The sequence below is a fragment of the Psychrobacter sp. TPE 89C genome (assembly GCF_055522395.1).
The window spans coordinates 93,036-113,396 of the sequence record NZ_JBVFXW010000001.1 but is presented as its reverse complement, the minus strand read 5'-3'; the positions used below and the strand labels follow the sequence as shown (position 1 = coordinate 113,396).

The following is a 20,361-nucleotide window of genomic DNA, read 5'->3' as shown; positions in this document are numbered from 1 at the left end:
TAATTAGTTAATATCGAACTCCATGCGATGTGCTGTTGCACGCATGGTTTCACTATCTATTAGTTTTTCGATACAGTATAGACTTGCATGGATGCCTGCACTTATTCCCGCTGATGTGACAATATTACATGTATCATCACTGGCATCTACAAAGCGAGTATCAGAGATAACGTTGATACTAGGATACGATGCCAGATTATCCAAATCCATCCAATGCGTGGTGGCTGACCTACCAGCCAGCAAACCTGCTTCTGCCAATAGTAACGCTCCTGTACACACTGAAAGTGTAAGCTCTGCCAAATTTTCTTGAGTCTTGATCCAGTCAATCACTACTTTATTATGTATTTCTATTTTTTCAGCACCATAACCACCAGGGATTATTAGTACATCAATGTCTGGATGGTTGGTAAAATTATAATCAGGAATAACTTGCAGACCATTCCTAGCAGATATTGGCGCTTGGTTCTCAGCTATAGTGATAACGTCAAAATACTTATTGTTATCAGCATTTTCAGCTAATGAAAACACCTCAAAAGGTCCTGCAAAGTCCAACACCTCTACTTCATTAAACAGTAGTATGCCAACGGTTCGCTTTAGCGTCATAGTCAATCCTAATTAAGTTGATATCATTAAGTAAAATTAAATCCATCAGTATCATAAACACTATATTTTCAAGCTTGTCTAATCAATTAGCTTAGCCATTTCATCTGCCTTTTCCGTTTGCAGTCGCCCTAGTCCTGCGATTATGCCTGCTCTATTTTCAGCAGTCTTATTTTGACTAAGTTTAAACTGTGCTTGAACATCCGTGATATTGATGCGAATACCAACAATCGCTCGACAAAGTGCTTGAATGTAGTTCACTGGCGCATCACTGAGTGACCATGGAATAGGTTGGTTGGCTTCAAAATCTGTGGTTAGCTTCGTTAAGATTTCAATCAGCATTTCAGGCTCAGTTATCAGGCGAACTAATCCTGTGATATGCACGCTACGATAGTTCCATGTGGGTACTTCTTTATGGGTTATTGATTTACTTGGGTACCAATTGGGGCTGATGTAATGACCAGCATCTTGAAATATAACCAGCCATGGTGCATCAATATTACCACTATTGTTCAAAGTATTTATTTTAGCCATGTGCCCATATAGACAACCGTATTGACTGCCATCATCTTGCCAGTACATCGGAATATGACAAGCATCTAGTCCAGTATTTGTTTGTACGATGATAGTAGCCTGAGGCTGCTCTTTGATAAAGGTTTTTATAGTCTCAAAGTCTTCCTCTTTAAATGCTTTGGGGGTGAACATCATAGGCTCCAAGTCGTTTTTCAAATAGCTATATAAAAGAAACTGAATACAAAGCGCCCTATTAAAGATAGCATTTAACCGTCTCTAATAGGGCGCTTCGTATAACCATTAGCAGTGGAAAGAAAAATAAGTGTTAGAACATGTCTTTATGTTAGAAACAGCGCTATAAATAATCGTAAATCAGAATCTATTTAATGATTGAGAATCTTCGATAAGAACTGCTGTGCACGCTCACTTTTCGCGCCTTCAAAGAACTCATCCTTACTACAGTTCTCAACGATATGACCTTCATCCATAAAGATAATACGATTGGCTACCTGACTGGCAAAACCCATTTCGTGCGTCACACACATCATCGTCATACCATCACGAGTCAGTTCCACCATCACATCGAGCACTTCTTGAATCATCTCAGGATCGAGTGCTGACGTTGGCTCATCGAACAACATCGCTATGGGATCCATCGCTAGTGCACGAGCAATAGCGACACGCTGCTGTTGACCACCTGATAGCTCAGCAGGATATTTATTGGCTTGAACCGTCAACCCTACTCGATCTAGATAAGCCATGCCCTTTTGTTTGGCTTCCGCTTCTTTACGGCCCAATACTTTGATTTGCGCAACCATTAAATTATCAATGATGCTTAAGTGAGGGAATAGCTCAAAATGCTGAAATACCATGCCGACACGGCTACGTAGCTTAGGTAAGTTGGTTTTTGGGTCACCGACAGAGATACCGTTGACCATGATATTGCCTTTTTGAAAAGGCTCTAGCCCATTCACGGTCTTAATCAAGGTGGATTTACCGCTACCCGATGGACCACAGACCACGACGACATCGCCTTTGTGGACATGAGCGGTACAGTCAGTCAGTACCTGAAAGTCACCATACCACTTGCTAACGCTATCTATCTCAACGACCATCTCATTGCTAGCATGACCACTGTCTGTGACTAGCCCACCAAAGTCATTTATAAACGTTTTAGCATTATTCATCGTTGGCTCCTAGCCTTATTCTTAATCTTGCCCAATTGCATTCAGTCAAAATATAGTCAATCCTCTATAAAAGAGTTACCGCGTTAACCTCGCTTGAAGTATTACATATACATCTGCACTCAGTTGCCTTGTCTCTCTTTTAAACTGAATCAACGATACATTAATGACAAATGCAGTTAAATTTTGAAAGCATTAGAGTCTATCAAATGAGATCAGATAACGATGTTCAGATAACCATGCATTGATCGACTCTAACGCTTAACAGTCCTTTATTAAAACCTTAACCTTTTCTGTACGCGTTGTACGCCTACCGAAGCTGCCAAGCTCAAGACAAAATATACGGCACCAGCGCCCAAGATATAAGGCGTCAATAGACCCATTAGCTCACCACGTACGTATGCCGCTCGGAAGAAGTCGGTCAGACCAATAGCGAATACTAAGGTCGTATCTTGGAATAAGATAATACATTGCTGCAAAATCAATGGCAGCATTTTGCGAAAGGCTTGTGGCAAAATCACCAGACGCATGGTCTGCCCATAAGTCATGCCCAATGCTTTAGCTGCATTGACCTGTCCACTACCGATAGACTGAATACCCGCACGGACGACTTCTGAGAAGTAAGCCGCTTCGAACATCATAAAGGCGACAACACAAGAAGCAAAGGCTGCATCTAGTTGTAAATACTTACCCGCTGCCCAAAAATAAATCATCGGGACGGCAAAGTAGAACCACAGTAGCACCAACAGTAGCGGTACGGATCTAAAATAATTAACATACAGCTTAGCGGGGATCTCTAATGCTTTGATACCTGATAAGCGCATGAGCGCCAATACAGTACCTAAGCTGATACCACCGATAATAGCCAAAAACAGGACTTTTAGCGTGGTAATCATGCCACCCATTAAGCCTGGATACGCGGTCGCAAGTTCGGTCATCATATTCATTTCTGACTCCCTGCGATAAGCCCTGGTACTCTTAATTTACGCTCGATCAGACCCATAATAGCGATTAGCGAGAGATTAAAGACGAGGTAGATAATCGTCGCATAAGTATAAATCTCAAGGCTATTCTGTGTGTATTCGCTGATGGTTTTGGTCTGACTGATGAGCTCCATGACACCAACCAATGAGGCGACAGAGGCATTCTTAAAACAGTTGGTCAGCTCAGAGCTAAGCGGTGGTAAGATAATACGGAATGCTTGTGGTAGCAGTACTTGCTTGTAAGCTTGTGGAATAGTGAAGCCTAGTGCATACGCTGCGTTTATCTGTCCTTTTGGTAGCGACTCGATACCGGTACGTACTTGCTCGACAATACGAGCTGCTGTAAACAGTCCTAAACCAATACTGGCTGAGAGCATCGCGGATGTATTCGGTGATAGATCTCTAAACCACCATTCTTGTAGCGCTGGCGTCAACCATCCAGGTGCCACATAAAACCAAAAAAATAGCTGCACAAGCAGCGGAATATTACGAAAAAAGGTCACATAAGCGGTGCCAATGCGACGAGCTGTTTTGTTAGGTAAAGTACGCATAATACCGAAGACAGTACCGACGACCATAGCAATGGTCCAAGCAATACTACCAATCAGTAATAACCAGCCAAGACCAGTAATCATCCAGTGGATATACAGCTCGTTGCCAATACCCGTATGCTCAAAGAGCACACCCCAGTTCCAGCTATAATTCATGATTGTCTCTCCGAACAGCGATTGAAAAACTTACGTGTCAGATGAGCGATAAGTTCGATCTGAACACGTAAGCAAGCTAGATTGAAGGACAAATACTACTGTGCTGCTGCTACTTTTGGCTGATCGCTATCATGCGGATTGGCGATAAGTGCTTTTAGGTTGTCTGACATCTCAAAGTTCAAGTTGACATTCTTTGGTGGAATTGGGTTTAGGAACCACTTGTCATAGATGCTATTGATTTCGCCTGAGCTAAAGGTTTTGTTCAGCGCGTCGTTTACAACTGTTTTGAATTCAGCATCGTCTTTACGCATCATACAACCATAAATCTCAAACGATTGCGGCGTACCAACGATGACCCATTCATCAGGATTTTTAGCTTTGGCTTTTTCGCCTGCTAGCAATACATCATCCATCATAAACGCATCAGCGCGGCCGCTCTCTAGCATCAAGAAGCCTTCGCCATGATCTTTAGCAGAGATAATATCGGTATCCATCTTTTTCTCGTCATTATACTGACGAATATAACGCTCTGAAGTCGTACCAGCGGTAGTCACTAGGCGCTTACCTTTTAGGTCTTCAAAGTCATTGATGCCAGAGTCTGCTTTGGTCAATAGACGTGTGCCAATCTCAAAGAAACCATTAGAGAAAGCCACTTGCTCTTGACGCTCAACGTTATTGGTTGTTGAACCACACTCAAAATCGACCGTACCGTTTTGAACCAAAGGAATACGAGTTTGTGAGGTGATGAGGTTATAACGAACTTCTAGATCTGGCATGTTGAGTTTTTCTTTAATACCCTCAACCACTTTCATCTCTAGATCATGTGCGTAGCCCATAGGCTGATTAGGATCATCGGCAACATATGAAAAAGGAATAGAAGAATCACGATAGCCGACAACGATAGTGCCCGAGTCTTTAATTTTTTGTAGCGTACCATTCATGGTTTCTGTCGCTGCTGCATCATCTGCTGGCGCGTCAGTGCTAGTGTCGCTGCTGTTATTACAGCCTGTTAGGCCTAATGCCACTAGAGCAGCCAAAGTCAACGGTTTAGAAAAGAAGTAAGTCATGAAAAACATCCTTTATCACATTATTACGAGATTTAATGAGTGTTGGACAACATAGTGCGTATTGCCTAACCTAGTTACCATGTATCCATACGGTTGTTGCTGTTGTTTATCACAATGCAACTGAATGTTACTGTACAACAAATTTAATGCTGGTAGTAAACTTTTTTAGTAAAGGATTCATTTTTCCACATATGTACGTTTCAGCAGGTGCAGCCACCTAGTCGCTGTCATATACCTATAGACATGTCGGTCAAGACAATTAATTTTTCACAGATTCATCCTAGCGTTATGCCATACAGATACGACCTACGAGTGGCTTTCTTATGCCAAAACTAGGTAGATTTGATGATATTTAGACTGACGATAAACCACAAATATATGCAAACTGTACGAGAGAGATGATTGATAAATCACGATGAATCCCCATAAAGCAAACAACTTCTTAATACTACAAATGACCTATGACACAAGACACTCAAGCCCCAAATATGGATAGCCAAGCCACTAGCAACCACCATGACAACGATGTGCGCCAACGCTTCTTCATCGAAGACTCTCCCGTACGTGGTGACGTGGTGCGCCTATCACGTAGCTACGCGAGCACAATTGCACAAAAGCCTTATCCCGAAGCCATCAAACGCTTATTGGGTGAGATGCTAACCGCTGCCAGTTTGCTCATCAGTACCGTTAAAATAAATGGTCGTTTGTCCATTCAGTTACAGTCATCAGACAGCGACAGCTTGCTCAACTGGGCAATGGCAGAGTGCGATCAAAACGGTGTCATCCGCGCGCTTGCCAGCTGGAAAGCTGAAACGGATGAGCAAGTACAAGCGTGGGACAATATGATCCATGCCAAAGAAGCCTTTGCTGAACTAGGCGAACCTGGACAAGGCGTATTGTTTATCAATATTCAGCCTGAAGGTGGCGAGCCATATCAAGGTATCGTTGAGCGTAGCCATGACAATTTGGCTGACTGCTTGGCGCATTATCAAAAGCAATCTGCACAGATTCCGACGTTGATTAATTTGGCGTCTGACGGCCTGCAAGCGGGTGGTATATTGGTACAGATGCTGCCTCGTACTGCCGCAGAGACTTATGAAGTTGAGCAAAACCAAGATGCGGGTATCGATGATGATTTATGGATACGCTTGTCTGTATTGACGCGTACGGTCAAGGCCGAAGAGCTGACCACCCTCGATGCTAACGAGATTCTATATCGCTTATATCATGAAGAAAACATCGTCGCACCTGAACCTGCGCCGTTATCATTTGGTTGTACCTGCTCACGCGAAAAATGTGAGATGGCCATTGAGCAAGTTGGCGAAGCAGAGGCATTAGATATCGTGGAAGAGCAAGGCGGCACGTTTGAGATGGATTGCGGATTTTGCGGTGAAGTCTATAAGTTTAATAAAGATGATGTGGCAGCGATATTCGCTGAGTAAGTTTTCTTACTTACTATAAATCAGTGTTTATAAAAAAACCCTCAAGCGTGATGCTTGAGGGGTTTTTGTTTTATACTAAGTTTTTAAAATATTGGGATTAATGGTGCTAAGAACAGTCAGAAAACTCAAAATCTTTTACACCGCCACATCCCAACTTCTAGGATAAGAATATATCCGATCTTCACCGGTATAGTCACGCTGACCATTATCCAATAACCACGCGACCACTTGCTCACGCACTCTTCTACTATTGATTAGATTCATATGGCTCACACCATAAAACACTGCTTTATGACTATCTGGCACAAACAGCGCATGCTCAGTATCATCTTCACCTAGCGCAGAGGCTACAGACACCAGTCCATCTCCTAACAAGTCCGTCATCTTAGAGTCATAGTGCGTCTCGACCAAGGCACTGGCGGCAAAGTAGGTTTTGATACCACTTGGCAAACCAGTAGGATGACGAAAGTCTTGTGGCAGCACACTACGTCCTTCTAAAGATTTCCAATCAACATCACGGATACTGCCATGACGCAGATCAATAATGCCCGCGCTACGCATGTCACCCAGCTTTGCAAGCGAGCCTGCAAACGGTAGCTTGGCAATAATTTCTTGCACATAATTACCAATACGTTCGAGCACAGCACCGTGATGTGGCGAGCCTAAGGTGATGAGATTACCGACTCGCTTCACCCAATCCAAGTGATCTTGCTCGCCATAAAACAGCGCGCTACGAGAGACCAAGCCGCCCATACTATGACCGACCAAATCTAGCTGACTGATATTAGGATTATCATCGACCAACTCTTGCAATATTCGGCAAAACTTACGACCGCTGCGTGAGATACGCCGACCCGTATTATAATCAAGATATAGCACTGTGGTATCAGGCTGGCTAAGACTAATCGCACTACCAAGACCATTACCCTCTTGTGACTGCCAACTTAAATGGCTCATGCATAGACCATGACATAGGATGACCACACGCCCTGACAGTTTTTCGCGTTCTGGCAGTTTTTCATGTTCTGACAGTACTTCACATTGCGGGTTGCCGTCTTTATCGTACAGCACCATCGGGATGGCGAGCGGGTTTTGGCTATTGACCAAATGATCACCCATGACACCATTTAACACATTGACCAGTTTTTTTAAGGACTCAGGCAATGGCTGAGATGTCTTTTGCATAATGATGTTTTTATATACTCTGAGCACCGATGCCAGATTATTACCCACCATCAGCATAACATGACGTATCGTGCCATAAATGCGGCCAGTGATACCGCGCTGCCACTTGTTTAAATGATTTTCGTTAAAACGACCTAGAGGACGCAAAATCACTTCGCGGTGAATGGCTTCTACAATATCAGTCACCTCTACCACACCAACTGTCGCAAGCTGCGCTAAGCCTTCAAAAAAATCCGTCAAAGACACGGGTTTCGTTACCGTTTCTTGACTGCCATCGGCCAATAGCTTGACCAACTCATCCACATCAATGGCTTCGAGTTGATCTATCTGCTCGTACAAATCACTGTGCAGTGGCTCGCTGTTGTTTAGTACAAAATGTGCTTCAAGTTCGTGTCGGATAGTATCGCTGTCGTCTCGACCAATGCTATCGCTTACACGGTCTTTATAACGCAAATTTGGAGGGTTCATCATGTTGCTCATAGCGTTCATTGTGTTGGCACATTTAGCGAAAAGGATAGTTTTCTATACTAGTCTTTAAACAGCGTAAATAGAAGAAGTCATTGGATTTTGAAGTGTATTAATTGTTAGGAAATATTGTTGGAAAGGACTGATAGGCAGTTGATGTTGCTTGTTTTTTTAATATAGCCAGCGAACTGCCAAACCGCTACAACGTTACTCTCTCTAGATATACTACTTGTACAATCTACAGTCGGCTGCCTTGTAATCATTTCAGAGTTCTTTGACTATGCTGTGCCCCAACACAAAAATCCCAAGCCATTGCTTGAGATTTTTTATTGATAAATAGGTTAAATATATATCACTATCGTTCGTTCTATATAGCGTAAATAATTTACGAGAAGGATTCTGCCAATATCACATCACCATCATTTTTGGTAATCATTACCGTGGCAGATCGTGGCGTACTACCGCCTTTGACCGCGCCCCAAGCATTACCCGGATGCTGAATGTTGATAAACAAGGTTTTAAAATCTGGGGTCATGGTGATACCTGTCACTTCACAACCTTCAGGACCGACAAAGAAACGCTTAAGATTGTCATCAGTCGCTGCCAAGCCTATGCGAGTCTCTTGCTCTGTCGAGGCTGTTTTAACTGACCCATCATTCACTTTACCTGGCAATGCTGCCAATAGCATACAGTTGGTCGTGTCTGTATATGCACCATCATCTGTTTGAATCCACAATACGCCGCGCGGGTCAAAAAACAAACCGTCTGGAGAAGACAAATCGTTATTAGCATTCAATCCCGATAGGTTTTCTGCAGACTTGTCACTAGGTGACGCAAATAGATAAATGTCCCACTCAAAGCTGGTGGCTGCATGATCGCCATTTGTTTCGGCCCAGCGGATAATATGACCATTATCATTACCAGCGGCTTTACCATTCACATCGTAACTGCGAGGATTACTGGCTGAAACAGGCTGATCGTCATCGACGCCGCGGTTTTTATTATTGGTCAAAGTTACATACACTTCGCCAGTAACGGGGCTGACAGATACCCATTCAGGGCGATCCATCTTCGTAGCACCCAACACATCGGCAGCTGCACGTGCAAAGACTAATACGTCATCTTGACCATTAAACGGCTGTACACTGTTGGTATTATCTAACCCGTTTTGACCATAAACCAACGGCTGCCATGTGCCACTGCCATCTTCATTAAAGATTGCCGTGTACAGCGTGCCTTCGTTCATGTATTTGTCACCCGCTTTTAGGCCGCCACCGATATCACTTTTTGACCACTTGGCTTTTGACACGAACTTATAAATATACTCACCGCGTGAGTCATCACCCATATAAAACACAACAGGGCGACCTTGTTTCACAGGTGCAAACGCACAGTTTTCATGAGCAAAACGACCCAAAGCTGTACGTTTTTGAGGCATGGCATTTTTATCAAACGGGTCAATTTCGGTGATATAGCCAAAGGTATTAAATGCATTACGATAATCATCAATGGCCGTTTTACCTGCGACGGTCATGTTCCAGCGCGCAAACTCGTCAGTCATGGTAGCGTCTGCTGCTTTTGGTGTATGCCACAAGTAACCCCAAGTAGCATGGTCTTCTTTTGCACCATAACGCTCGCGGCCATAATTTTGGGCAGCACTTAATTGGCTGGCATCTTTACCGCGCGCGAATACCCCTAAGAAATTCTCTTCGGTGGTCAAATAAGTACCCCAAGGCGACAATCCTGCCCCGCAGTTGTTATTGATGCCACGTGTCTTCAGCCCAGTAGGGTCAAATTTAGTCTTGACCAAGTCAGATCCTGCAACAGGGCCAGTGAGCTGTGATGGAGTACTACTGGTGATGCGGCGGTTGTATTTAGAGTCGCGAACCATCTCGTACCCTTTACCACTATCTCGGCGCTTCATCTCGACCACAGAAACACCGTGACAGTTGACCTCACGGCGCACGTCCGTGGCTCGGCGAACTTCTTGAAAAATAGGCTCAGCACTGCTGTCTTTTTTTACATCATAGCCAAACGGGCTTAATTCGGCGCTGTTCACGTATTCATGATTCATGACTAGCAAGCCGCTTTCAGAGGCTTTGACATCGTAATTGTTACCTGTTTTGCCAAAAAACCACATGCCATCATGATTGTCGCCCATGCGCCAATCAAATGATTCAGCAGATTGCTCACGGTTGTCTTTCCAGTCCTCGATACCCGACATCAGCGGTGTGCCCAGTGGCAATATCATTTCTGCCTTGTAACCATCAGCCACGCTCATTTCTGCTGCGGTCGAATGTGCCACGGCAGTGAACTTTAATGTTTCTGGGCGGCTTCGATTACCATGTGCTGGAACAGCAGCATCATCGCCACTACGAACTGTCATGGTGCTATTGGCACCTTTGGTATGACCAACCAATGGTAATGCACCAAAAAAGGCAGCAGCGGTTAATCCCGTGCCACCTTTTAATAGACTACGGCGGTTCAATCGACGACTGATAATGATTTGAAAATCCATATTATTAGTAGGATTAGAATCTTCAACGACTTCATGAGCGAGGTTTTGATTGTTGTTTACTTGCTGATCGTTATTTACTGGCTTATTGCTTAATAGGGTCATTATCAGTCACCTTGCTATTCGGCTGGATTGTCATAAAAAATATCATGGCACTGCTATTAACAGCACCAAAAAAATATGAAGTAGCCGCTATCCTACTCAGCATTCATGACAGTATGTTGAACGTTAGATGACAATCTGATGACAAGAAGTTTTGGTGATGATAGAAAACAAAAAAATCCCAAGCGCTAACTTGGGATTTTTTTGTTTTATTTGATACTAACCGTGGGCTGAGCAAGCTTACTCTACTTGTGATACCCACTCATGTGCGCCTAACTTAAGTTTTACTTGATCACCGGCTTGCAATATACCAACACCACTTGGGGTGCCAGTCATAATCACATCGCCTGCTTGTAAGCTAAACGCGTGGCTAATTTCTGCAAGTAACTCGTAAACTGAAAACAGCATTAAGGCGCTATCACCATCTTGCTTGATCTCATCATTGATGATGAGCTGATAGTTTACTTGGCTAAAATCCCCAAAGGCTTGTGGGTCAACCCAATCAGCCAGTACACAAGAGCCATCAAAGCACTTGGCACGCTCCCATGGATGGCCTTTTTCTTTTAGCTTACTTTGCAAGTCACGTAACGTTAAGTCTAATCCCAACGTCACACCACCAATCGCTTGCTTGGCTTGCTCAGCAGTTGCCGCAGATAGATCGGCTGACAGCTGAATACAAAGTTCCGCTTCGTAATGCGTATCGCCATATACTGCTGAATCAGGACGAGCAATGGCATTGCGTATACTGACCACTGATGATGCCGGCTTCATAAATAAGATGGGCGATTTTGGTATCTCATTTCCCAGCTCGCGGGCATGTTCGGCATAATTACGACCAACACAGACCACCTTGCCGATGGGGGCACGCAATCTGTTGTTAACATTGGCGACACTGGTATCATCATGGACGCTAGCAGAAATCGCATCGGCTAAAGACATATGTGGTGACTGGCTCATAATAGGCGCTCACAGCAAATTATTGTTATTTTCGTAAATGTACATACCGCACTATTTAGTCTAGGGCGTGTCGTGTCCTAGCATTATGCTTATGATAAATAATTTTTGCCACAACTTCTTAAGGAATCGTACTGGTAATCACGTCTGGTGGTACATAACTTGTGTGGCGATTCATTCTCTTTTCAAACAATCTAAAGCTAAACAAAATCACCCATGACAATAGCAGATACACGATACCAGCAGCGAAGAACAACTCCATCAAGGTGTAAGTACGCGCACTAATCGTACGAGCAACACCTGTGATATCCATCAACGCAATGGTAGATGCCAATGCACTGCCTTTTAGCATAAAGATGACTTCGTTACTGTAGGCTGGAATCACAATACCAAAGGCACGAGGCAAAGTAATACGTGTCAGCTTCTGCCACTTTGACATGCCAATAGCATCAGCCGCTTCCAACTCACCAACAGGGATGGTCTGAATCGCGCCGCGAATGATTTCTGCCAAATAAGCACTGGTATTTAACGTGAAAGCAATAATGGCACACCAATACGCTTGGCTAAGTACGGGTTCCCATAAAAACGATTCACGTACTGCCTCGAACTGACCCAGACCATAATAAATCAAAAACATCTGTACCAATAGCGGCGTGCCACGGAAAAAGAAGATATAAGAGAATGGTAGTATTTGCACCAGCCAGCTCTTTGATAAGCGTAACTGCGCTAAAACCAAACCAAAAAATAGGCCGATAATACCGGAGACAACGACCAGCTGTGCGGTCAACACAGCGCCCTCTAATAACTCAGGAATATTATCAAAAATGACCTGCCAATTCCAATCCATAGTATTTCTCCCCTATCCTATGGTCGATTGACGATGAGTGGACTGACGGCTCAGCTTTTTAGCATAGCGTGCTGCTGGATTGGCGCGCCATTCAAGCCACATCATAAAGCCAGTAATCAACATGGTCAGACCCAAATAAATAATCGCTGCTGCCATATAAAAAGTAAAGGGCTGCTGCGTTGATTGAGCGGCACGTGATGACTGATACATAATGTCTTTGAGGCCTATGACCGATACCAATGCGGTATCTTTGAGTAAGACCAAAAACAAATTACCCAATCCTGGCAATGCAATCTGCCAAACTTGTGGCAAAGTGATGCGATAAAACGTCTGAAAAGGACGCATACCAATCGCTTGCGCGGCTTCACGTTGTCCGACGGGAATCTCTTGAATCGACATGCGAAAGATTTCAGTCGCATAAGCGCCAAAAGCAATCGATAGCGCCATGACGCCACCCCAAAAAGCACTAATCTCAACATATTCGTTATAGCCGAATTTTTTGAGAATCGTCATCAGCAGTATCGAGCCGCCATAATAGATGAACAGCACCAATAGCAACTCAGGGATACCACGCATCGTCGCCGTATATACAGTCGCAAGCTTACGTAGCAGCCAGACATTAGACAGCTTAGCGGTCGCACCAAGCAAGCCCAAAGCCATACCAATAATTAAACTGGTAACGGCGAGCTTGATGGTGACGGTAGCGCCGCTCAGTAGTAGCGCGCCAAATCCTTGTAAATCAAACACAATTATCCACTCTGTCTCTTTATATTAGCAATTTGCAAAATATGAGTTAAAAGAATCAGCATCAATAGCTGAGCGCTGCTAATAATCGTATTTTATACCAAATTAGGTACAGGTATTTTGCGTCATATATTGACGTCAAAATAATACGAAAATTACTGCGAAAATTGACGCGGTAGAAATGAGGGCTGATTTTATCATATTCACTGCAAGCTATGTTAATACTCACATGTAAAAGCAGTGCTTAAATAGGCACTTATCTTCTTAAAAACGAGTCAAATCAGGACTGTTTTTATAAACCAAGCAGTCAATATAGCGAATATCCAACTTTTTTTTAGAAAAAAAGAAGGGTACTACCATTAAGGCAATACCCTTCTTACTTGTTAAATACAATCTTACTCGTTAAATCAAACACTGTCTGATGAGACATAACCATTCAAACGGTTATTACGTCAGATTATAGCTACACGCTCAATAGAGTATTTAGCGAGTTATTGAACAATTCACTGAGCTTACTCGGCAGGTTTCGTTACCGTATCAGTCTCAGTTGCTGTTGTGCTGGTTTCTGGCACCGCAAAATACTTGTTATTGATATCATCATAAGTGCCATTTGCTTTAATATTGGCTAACGCCTGATTAATCTTTGCTTGTAGTTCGTCACCTGGACGAACCGCGATCGCAAAGTTATCATTGATATCAATCTCTTCACCTTTGAGACCATACTGACTGCCTGATGTTGAACCAAGCCACTCTAGCGCTGGCAATTTATCAGATACCATTGCATCAACACGGTTTGAACCCAAATCCAAAAACGCATTACTGAGCGTATCATACAGCTTCATATCAGCGTCTGGATATGCCTTCTCAAACCACTGCGAAGAGATGGTCGAGCGCTGAGCAGCGATAGAATTTGCATTGATATCACTGCTATTGCTGGGATCAAAACTACTGTCTTTTTTGGCTAAAAAAACCAACGTATTGCTAAAGTATGGCTCAGTAAAGCTGACTTGTTGCTCACGCTCAGGGGTGACTGACATAGCCGCCACAATCGCATCATATTTACCCGCCTTTAGACCAGGAATAATACCGTCCCAATCTTGCGCCGTAATTTCACAAGTCATCTTCATATCGGCACAGAGAGCATTGGCAATATCTACATCAAAACCACCAAGAGTGCCATCCGCATTGGTATAGTTAAAAGGCGCATAAGCACCCTCAGTACCAATACGTAGCACTTCACCCGTCGTTTCTGCCTCAGCAGTCACTTGAGTGGCATCATCACTCGCATCATCTTGACCATTACTACAGCCTGCTAAAGTTAAAAGCGCAGCCATCGTCACTAAAGGCACTGAAAATCGTCGTGCCTTTATACCATTGATAACTGATGCGTTCGTGACTGCATTGTGTTGGTCAAAATGGTTTTTCATGATCATCCTTGGAGTTTGTTAATAGAAATATTGCTCATCGCTATCGGTTCACGGTACTGTATTTGTTCACGATACTATTGTTCACGGCACTATTGCTCACGGTACTGCGACCTCACCCTTGTATCAGCTAAAGATAGTGATAAACGGTGAGATACATCAGTAGTCGCTTGCGGCTGTTTTTCTTCAGCAATTATTTTTCTTCAGTAGCCATCGCATCAGCTGGCGCTTCTTCGACACTATCAGTTGTTGCTACTGCTTTTTGTGCGGCAGCCGTTGAGCTAGTACCAAAATAGCTACCGGTGATCTGATCATAGGTACCATTGTCTTTTAGCTCAGCCAAAGCAGTATTGAATTTAGCCACTAATGGATCACCTTTACGGAACGCGATACCCATAGCATCTTCTTCAGTGCTGATTTCTTGACCTTTTACTTCGTAGTCTTTACCAGCGTCGGTTTTTAGCCAATCGTTACCAGTGACTTTGTCAGACATCATCGCGCGCACACGACCTGAAGTCAGATCTAAATACGCATTGTCCTGAGTGTCATAAAGCTTGATGTCAGCTTCGGTGTGTTCGTCTTGCAAGTACTGTGAAGAAACGGTAGAACGCTGCGCAGCAATAGGCTGATTGTTTAGATCAGCAACGCTGATATCGTCGCCTTTTTTACCAATCAAGATAATACCAGTGTGAAAATACGGCTCACTGAAATCCACGACTTCTTTACGCTCAGAGGTGATCGACATACCAGCGATGATTGCATCAAATTTCTGTGCATTTAGGCCAGGGATTAGACCATCCCAATCTTGAGAAATAACTTCACACTCAGCTTTCATTTGCGCACATAACGCATCGACCAGCTCAATCTCATAGCCAATCAGTTTACCATCAGCATCGGTATAGCTAAATGGCTTATAACTCGACTCTGTCGCAATTTTAATGTTCAAAGGCGCATCGCTAGCTGTATCAGCTTCAGCGCTTTCTGCTGGTGCTGAGCTATTGTTACAACCTGCCAGCAGAAGCATTGCAGCGCTTAGTGGGACAAGCCATAATGCTTTTTTACCCATTGATGATGTCATTGAATTTGTCATTCTCGTTGTTCCTTAATATAGTTACTAGCCGGTAGTCACTCATGACTGATGTATGAAAGCTCATTTATTACAGCTTATTGACCAAAGTTTGCTTGCTCAAGACGAGCCAGCTCACCGTTGCTACGGATTTCACTTAAGGCTTTGTCAAAATCAGCTTTGAGTGCATCACCTTTACGGACAGCAATAGCAATATTGTCATTGTTATCAATTTCATCGCCAACGATACCGAAGCCTTCAGTATTATCCGCTAACCATGATTTGGCAGAAACTTTTTCAGCCAATACGGCATCACTACGACCAGACTTTAGATCCAAATAAGCATTGTCATAGTTGTCATACAACTGCACGGTATTACCGTCTTTGCCTTCATAGTTATCTTGTAGATAAGCGCCAGGCGTGGTCGAACGTTGGCCACCAAGGGTCAAATCTTTGATCGACATAGGATCAAAACCACTAGCACTATCCGTCAACCATACCATCGTGTTGGCGAAGTAAGGCTCGCTGAAGTCTACTTTTTCTTGACGTTCAGGGGTAATCGACATACCTGCGATAACGGCATCGTATTTCTGTGCCAATAGACCTGGAATGATACCGTCCCAATCTTGAGCCACGATTTCACATTTAACTTGCATCTGATCACATAAGGCATTGGCGACGTCAATATCGTAGCCTGCCAAAGTACCGTCAGCATTGGTATAATTAAAAGGAGGGTAAGCACCTTCGGTAGCGATACGAATGGTCTTGCCAGCCATTTCTGCTGCAGGGGCGTCAGCATTGCTATCAGCGGCTTCATTAGAAGATTGACCACAAGCACTCAACATCAATGCGGCAGTAACGGTCATCGACGACCACAATAGGCGAGAATTCGACATCATACATTCCTTAAATTCTGATGGGTTTTAATGTAGGGTTCTGATATTCTGTTCTCTGACGTCCCTGTCAGACAAGCAATATAGACAGCAAAATGAGCAGATAGCCGTCATAGGTGGCTACCTATAAGCCTTTTGATAATACCTGAGTAAAATATCAAAAACAAACGTTTTGCATACCAACTGTCATTAACGAGTAATAAACAGTTAACGATACTTACTAATCCGTAATTTTTAATTTAAAACGACAATAGGATGGTAAGAGCTTTACCATCCTATTGTTTTAGGTAGAGAATCAGTACTTGTTAGACAATCATAAATACATGCAGCTAATTGCTAGCGCTGTTTAAAACGATGACTAGTTTTGACGATGTGACGCCATGAAGTCTTTGACTCGCTCAGAGGTAGGATTGTCAAATACTTGCTCAGGAGTGCCAATCTCTTCAATCACACCTTGATGTAAAAACACTACTTTACTTGATACTTCACGGGCAAAGCGCATCTCATGGGTGACGATGAGCATCGTACGGCCTTCTTCTGCCAGCTCTCGCATGACAGCGAGTACTTCATTGACCAATTCAGGATCTAGAGCAGAGGTTGGCTCATCGAACAGTAGCACTTGCGGCTGCATCGCCAATGCGCGTGCGATAGCCACACGCTGACGCTGACCACCAGACAAGTTCGCTGGATAAGCATCTTTTTTATCAAGTAGACCCACTTTGTCTAGCAGCTTTTCAGCATCGCTAATGGCTTGGTCTTTTTTGATTTTTAAGACCTGCGTAGGCCCTTCGATGATGTTCTGCAAAATCGTTTTGTGCGGCCACAGGTTAAAATTTTGAAAGACAAAGCCTACACGCGCACGCAAGCGTTCTAATTGCTTGATTTCTGCCGCTTGCAACTCACCTGATTTGGCAGGCTTTAGCATGAGTTCATCGTTACCAATGATGATACGACCTTGATTGGGTTTTTCGAGCAAGTTAATACAGCGCAATAAGGTGGATTTACCTGAGCCAGATGAGCCCAAAATTGAGATAACATCACCATCATATGCGGTAAGGGATACCCCTTTTAGCACTGCCAATGAGCCATAGCTTTTATGGATGTCTTGTAAATCTAGGGCGATAGGCCGAGTCGGATTTTTTTCAATATCAAGCATGGTTCAGCAGACTTCCAATAAATATGAATGAAAATACGTAAAAAATCGTGGTATGGAGTATAAGTATCAACCCTAATAAGGTCGTGATACGCTTATAACTCGTCATACAAAGAGAAAAAGTGACACATTGTCTCTTATTACACAGTAAAAAGGCAAATCCTGCGTTTAAGCAATCTGCCACTCAGCATTTATAAACCACTGAATAGCTGACATAAAAAAGCTCAGACTGCATTTGCAGTGCTGAGCCTTATTTTATCACTTTCACGTACTAGGCGTTGTTTTATCTGTTTACCCACTTTCAATATCTAATGTGGATAAGTGATAGCTGCTTAATATGTCAAAAATTAATATGTCCAAACTTAGTACGTCGAGACTTAGCATGTCAAAATCCAGCATATCAAAACTTAGCACGTTAAAAATCAGTATGTCGAAACATGCTCTTCACTTTCAGTACCGTCTAACATCTCTGTATCATCGGCAGTTGCTACCGCTACATCGTCATTATCTCCCACTGCCATGCCATTATCGGCGCTAGCAACTGCAATATCATCACCATTACCTGCGATAGCCGCATCTTCCTCTACTGCCGTCTGTGCATCAGCCGCCGGCTCAGTTTCCATAGGTGCCTCATCTTTTTTACCACAAGCACTCAACGTCAATGCAGCTGCCACTAACCCTATCGTCAGCCAGCTTTTAGCCATTCCATTTTTTTCGATATTATCATTTGTAGTAGCCATAATAATGCTCCGCTCGTTATAGTTAATGCTTAGCTATCAATAAAAATTATCTGATTGATAGCGTTGTATTGATATTTTTAAAAATACCAGTCTTAGCACTTACTATACTGACGATCGATCGTCGCTACCTTAGTACTTACAACGCAGTTCTGTTAAAACCATGTAACGATGTATTTGATTTTTAACCAACCTTTAACAGTAACCATGTTAGAAATGCATGTGAATAAAACAAGAAGAGCATCAAAACAGTGCTCATAAACGCTTTATAAAACGGGCGCTGTTCACAAAATCAACTTTACTATCGACCTCATCTGCTCTATGTTAAATAGCATAATGCTGGATAAGCATTCAAATGTCACTTTTTGCCAAACTTTCGCCTTTTTGGGCGCTTTTATCTGTTTAAAACATTTATAGTTATAAGGAAAATAATTTATGAGTCAATCGAATACCACAGACATTACCGCATACATGCAATCTGTCGGCAAGCAGGCTCGCGCAGCCTCACGTGCCCTCGCTGCTGCCAATACTGGTGATAAGAACGCTGCCCTCATGGCCATTCATGATGTATTAAAAGCCGCTAAGCCAGATATTTTAGCAGCCAATAAAATCGATATGGACAATGGTCGAAACAACGATTTAGATGCCGCATTGCTTGATCGTCTGGAGCTAAATGATGCGCGCTTTGATGGCATGCTACAAGGTCTAAAAGACGTGGCATCATTGCCAGATCCTATCGGTGAAGTCACTGATATGACCTATCAACCATCAGGGATTCATTTGGGTAAGATGCGTGTACCACTTGGTGTGGTCGGTATGATTTATGAGTCGCGTCCCAATGTAACGTTAGAAGCGGCTTCACTGGCGTTAAAATCAGGAAATGCCATTATTCTACGTGGTGGCTCTGAAGCTTTTGAGTCTAACCAAGCTATCGCCAAATGTATCTTAGAAGGTCTAGAGAAGGTCAATCTATCTGGACATAGCGTGCAAGTATTACAAACCACTGATCGCGCCGCTGTCGGTGAGCTCATCACCATGACGGACTATGTCGATGTCATCGTACCACGTGGCGGTAAAGGCTTGATTGAGCGTATCAGCCGTGATGCCCGTGTGCCTGTGATTAAGCATTTAGACGGTAACTGTCACACCTTTATTGACAGTGATGCAGATGCCGACATCGCTATCAAAGTCAGCGTCAATGCAAAAACGCATCGCTACGGTACGTGTAATACCATGGAGACACTACTGGTCGATGAGTCAGTCGCCGATGAGCTATTGCCAAAAATTGCTGAAGCTATCATCGCTGCTGACGATGCCATGCAACTGCGTCTCGATGACAAGTCACAAGCTATCCTAAATGACAATGCTGCGCTTAAAGGTCATCTATCAGCTGCCACTGCCGAAGATTGGGACACCGAATATTTAGCGCCTATCCTAGCGGTAAAAGTCGTTTCTGGCATTGATGAAGCGATTGGGCATATCAATACGCATGGCAGTCATCATACCGATGTCATCATTACGGATAACTATACCAAGTCGCAACGTTTTATTCGTGAAGTCGACTCTGCAAGCGTCATGATTAATGCCTCTAGCCGTTTTGCTGATGGTTTTGAATATGGATTGGGTGCCGAGATTGGTATCTCAACAGACAAGATTCATGCTCGTGGTCCTGTGGGATTAGAAGGTCTTACCTCACAAAAATGGATCGTGTATGGCCACGGTGAGACACGTGCTTAACGGATAGCGTCTCAACCTAGCACTTATCTGCTTACTTACAGTA

The 20,361-nt window shown here is 43.4% G+C and carries 18 protein-coding genes; 2 read left to right on the top strand and 16 right to left on the bottom strand.

Annotated features, from left to right (window positions below; translation table 11 throughout):
• Nucleotides 1–3 precede the first annotated feature (3 nt).
• From ACZW67_RS00445 to ACZW67_RS00420, 6 genes are all read right to left on the bottom strand, one after another.
• A complete protein-coding gene (locus ACZW67_RS00445; RefSeq protein ID WP_197215836.1) occupies nucleotides 4–603 on the bottom strand; it encodes a DJ-1/PfpI family protein in 600 nt (199 codons plus the stop codon).
• A gap of 78 nt (nucleotides 604–681) precedes the next feature.
• Complete coding sequence (locus ACZW67_RS00440) at nucleotides 682–1,305, bottom strand: FMN-binding negative transcriptional regulator (RefSeq protein ID WP_465181738.1); 624 nt, start codon at nucleotides 1,303–1,305, stop codon at nucleotides 682–684.
• A gap of 191 nt (nucleotides 1,306–1,496) precedes the next feature.
• On the bottom strand, nucleotides 1,497–2,228 hold the full coding sequence (locus ACZW67_RS00435; protein ID WP_465181812.1) for an amino acid ABC transporter ATP-binding protein: 732 nt from the start codon (nucleotides 2,226–2,228) through the stop codon (nucleotides 1,497–1,499).
• Between the two features lie 344 nt (nucleotides 2,229–2,572).
• Nucleotides 2,573–3,244 carry an ABC transporter permease subunit gene (locus ACZW67_RS00430; protein WP_197129135.1) on the bottom strand — a complete coding sequence of 224 codons (672 nt, stop codon included), beginning with the start codon at nucleotides 3,242–3,244 and terminating at the stop codon, nucleotides 2,573–2,575.
• The gene (locus ACZW67_RS00425; protein ID WP_189582821.1) at nucleotides 3,241–3,987 is read right to left on the bottom strand and encodes an amino acid ABC transporter permease; all 747 of its coding nucleotides are present in this window, start codon (nucleotides 3,985–3,987) and stop codon (nucleotides 3,241–3,243) included. The genes ACZW67_RS00430 and ACZW67_RS00425 overlap by 4 nt, the downstream gene beginning before the upstream one ends.
• 95 nt (nucleotides 3,988–4,082) lie before the next feature.
• Nucleotides 4,083–5,054, bottom strand: a complete 972-nt coding sequence (locus ACZW67_RS00420) for a glutamate/aspartate ABC transporter substrate-binding protein (protein WP_197099804.1) — start codon at nucleotides 5,052–5,054, stop codon at nucleotides 4,083–4,085.
• 461 nt (nucleotides 5,055–5,515) lie between these two features.
• Here ACZW67_RS00420 and hslO point away from each other — a divergent pair, with 461 nt between their 5' ends.
• Complete coding sequence (gene hslO, locus ACZW67_RS00415; protein WP_465181737.1) at nucleotides 5,516–6,496, top strand: Hsp33 family molecular chaperone HslO; 981 nt, start codon at nucleotides 5,516–5,518, stop codon at nucleotides 6,494–6,496.
• 135 nt (nucleotides 6,497–6,631) lie between these two features.
• Here the strand turns inward: hslO and ACZW67_RS00410 are convergent, their stop codons facing one another.
• The 10 genes from ACZW67_RS00410 to ACZW67_RS00365 form a co-directional block, all read right to left on the bottom strand.
• Nucleotides 6,632–8,152 carry an esterase/lipase family protein gene (locus tag ACZW67_RS00410; protein WP_465181736.1) on the bottom strand — a complete coding sequence of 507 codons (1,521 nt, stop codon included), beginning with the start codon at nucleotides 8,150–8,152 and terminating at the stop codon, nucleotides 6,632–6,634.
• Nucleotides 8,153–8,531: 379 nt separating this feature from the next.
• Nucleotides 8,532–10,766: a PhoX family protein gene (locus ACZW67_RS00405; protein ID WP_465181735.1), complete on the bottom strand. Its 2,235-nt coding sequence runs from the start codon at nucleotides 10,764–10,766 to the stop codon at nucleotides 8,532–8,534.
• A 237-nt stretch (nucleotides 10,767–11,003) separates the two neighbouring features.
• A complete protein-coding gene (locus tag ACZW67_RS00400; protein ID WP_465181734.1) occupies nucleotides 11,004–11,720 on the bottom strand; it encodes a fumarylacetoacetate hydrolase family protein in 717 nt (238 codons plus the stop codon).
• Nucleotides 11,721–11,838: 118 nt separating this feature from the next.
• Entirely contained in the window at nucleotides 11,839–12,564 is a 726-nt protein-coding gene (locus ACZW67_RS00395) for an ABC transporter permease (protein WP_465181733.1), read from the bottom strand.
• A gap of 12 nt (nucleotides 12,565–12,576) precedes the next feature.
• Nucleotides 12,577–13,311 carry an ABC transporter permease gene (locus tag ACZW67_RS00390; RefSeq protein WP_465181732.1) on the bottom strand — a complete coding sequence of 245 codons (735 nt, stop codon included), beginning with the start codon at nucleotides 13,309–13,311 and terminating at the stop codon, nucleotides 12,577–12,579.
• Nucleotides 13,312–13,820: 509 nt separating this feature from the next.
• Entirely contained in the window at nucleotides 13,821–14,642 is an 822-nt protein-coding gene (locus ACZW67_RS00385) for an ABC transporter substrate-binding protein (protein ID WP_465181811.1), read from the bottom strand.
• A gap of 283 nt (nucleotides 14,643–14,925) precedes the next feature.
• Nucleotides 14,926–15,822 carry a transporter substrate-binding domain-containing protein gene (locus ACZW67_RS00380; RefSeq protein WP_465181731.1) on the bottom strand — a complete coding sequence of 299 codons (897 nt, stop codon included), beginning with the start codon at nucleotides 15,820–15,822 and terminating at the stop codon, nucleotides 14,926–14,928.
• Between the two features lie 74 nt (nucleotides 15,823–15,896).
• Nucleotides 15,897–16,697, bottom strand: a complete 801-nt coding sequence (locus ACZW67_RS00375; RefSeq protein WP_465181730.1) for a transporter substrate-binding domain-containing protein — start codon at nucleotides 16,695–16,697, stop codon at nucleotides 15,897–15,899.
• A gap of 352 nt (nucleotides 16,698–17,049) precedes the next feature.
• Entirely contained in the window at nucleotides 17,050–17,847 is a 798-nt protein-coding gene (locus tag ACZW67_RS00370) for an ABC transporter ATP-binding protein (protein WP_110921791.1), read from the bottom strand.
• Between the two features lie 419 nt (nucleotides 17,848–18,266).
• Entirely contained in the window at nucleotides 18,267–18,584 is a 318-nt protein-coding gene (locus tag ACZW67_RS00365; protein WP_110921792.1) for a hypothetical protein, read from the bottom strand.
• 432 nt (nucleotides 18,585–19,016) lie between these two features.
• Between ACZW67_RS00365 and ACZW67_RS00360 the strand changes: the two genes are divergently transcribed.
• Nucleotides 19,017–20,318 carry a glutamate-5-semialdehyde dehydrogenase gene (locus ACZW67_RS00360; RefSeq protein ID WP_465181729.1) on the top strand — a complete coding sequence of 434 codons (1,302 nt, stop codon included), beginning with the start codon at nucleotides 19,017–19,019 and terminating at the stop codon, nucleotides 20,316–20,318.
• Nucleotides 20,319–20,361: the final 43 nt, after the last annotated feature.

What these genes read in the sequence shown, in the direction of transcription:
- ACZW67_RS00370 (WP_110921791.1), bottom strand. Translation starts at nt 17,847, where the DNA reads ATGCTTGATATTGAAAAAAATCCGACTCGGCCTATCGCCCTAGATTTA.
- ACZW67_RS00360 (WP_465181729.1), top strand. Translation starts at nt 19,017, where the DNA reads ATGAGTCAATCGAATACCACAGACATTACCGCATACATGCAATCTGTC.
- ACZW67_RS00375 (WP_465181730.1), bottom strand. Translation starts at nt 16,697, where the DNA reads ATGATGTCGAATTCTCGCCTATTGTGGTCGTCGATGACCGTTACTGCC.
- ACZW67_RS00385 (WP_465181811.1), bottom strand. Translation starts at nt 14,642, where the DNA reads ATGGCTGCGCTTTTAACTTTAGCAGGCTGTAGTAATGGTCAAGATGAT.
- ACZW67_RS00405 (WP_465181735.1), bottom strand. Translation starts at nt 10,766, where the DNA reads ATGACCCTATTAAGCAATAAGCCAGTAAATAACGATCAGCAAGTAAAC.
- ACZW67_RS00430 (WP_197129135.1), bottom strand. Translation starts at nt 3,244, where the DNA reads ATGAATATGATGACCGAACTTGCGACCGCGTATCCAGGCTTAATGGGT.
- ACZW67_RS00395 (WP_465181733.1), bottom strand. Translation starts at nt 12,564, where the DNA reads ATGGATTGGAATTGGCAGGTCATTTTTGATAATATTCCTGAGTTATTA.
- hslO (WP_465181737.1), top strand. Translation starts at nt 5,516, where the DNA reads ATGACACAAGACACTCAAGCCCCAAATATGGATAGCCAAGCCACTAGC.
- ACZW67_RS00425 (WP_189582821.1), bottom strand. Translation starts at nt 3,987, where the DNA reads ATGAATTATAGCTGGAACTGGGGTGTGCTCTTTGAGCATACGGGTATT.
- ACZW67_RS00435 (WP_465181812.1), bottom strand. Translation starts at nt 2,228, where the DNA reads ATGGTCGTTGAGATAGATAGCGTTAGCAAGTGGTATGGTGACTTTCAG.
- ACZW67_RS00410 (WP_465181736.1), bottom strand. Translation starts at nt 8,152, where the DNA reads ATGATGAACCCTCCAAATTTGCGTTATAAAGACCGTGTAAGCGATAGC.
- ACZW67_RS00380 (WP_465181731.1), bottom strand. Translation starts at nt 15,822, where the DNA reads ATGACAAATTCAATGACATCATCAATGGGTAAAAAAGCATTATGGCTT.
- ACZW67_RS00420 (WP_197099804.1), bottom strand. Translation starts at nt 5,054, where the DNA reads ATGACTTACTTCTTTTCTAAACCGTTGACTTTGGCTGCTCTAGTGGCA.
- ACZW67_RS00445 (WP_197215836.1), bottom strand. Translation starts at nt 603, where the DNA reads ATGACGCTAAAGCGAACCGTTGGCATACTACTGTTTAATGAAGTAGAG.
- ACZW67_RS00440 (WP_465181738.1), bottom strand. Translation starts at nt 1,305, where the DNA reads ATGTTCACCCCCAAAGCATTTAAAGAGGAAGACTTTGAGACTATAAAA.
- ACZW67_RS00400 (WP_465181734.1), bottom strand. Translation starts at nt 11,720, where the DNA reads ATGAGCCAGTCACCACATATGTCTTTAGCCGATGCGATTTCTGCTAGC.
- ACZW67_RS00365 (WP_110921792.1), bottom strand. Translation starts at nt 18,584, where the DNA reads ATGGCTACTACAAATGATAATATCGAAAAAAATGGAATGGCTAAAAGC.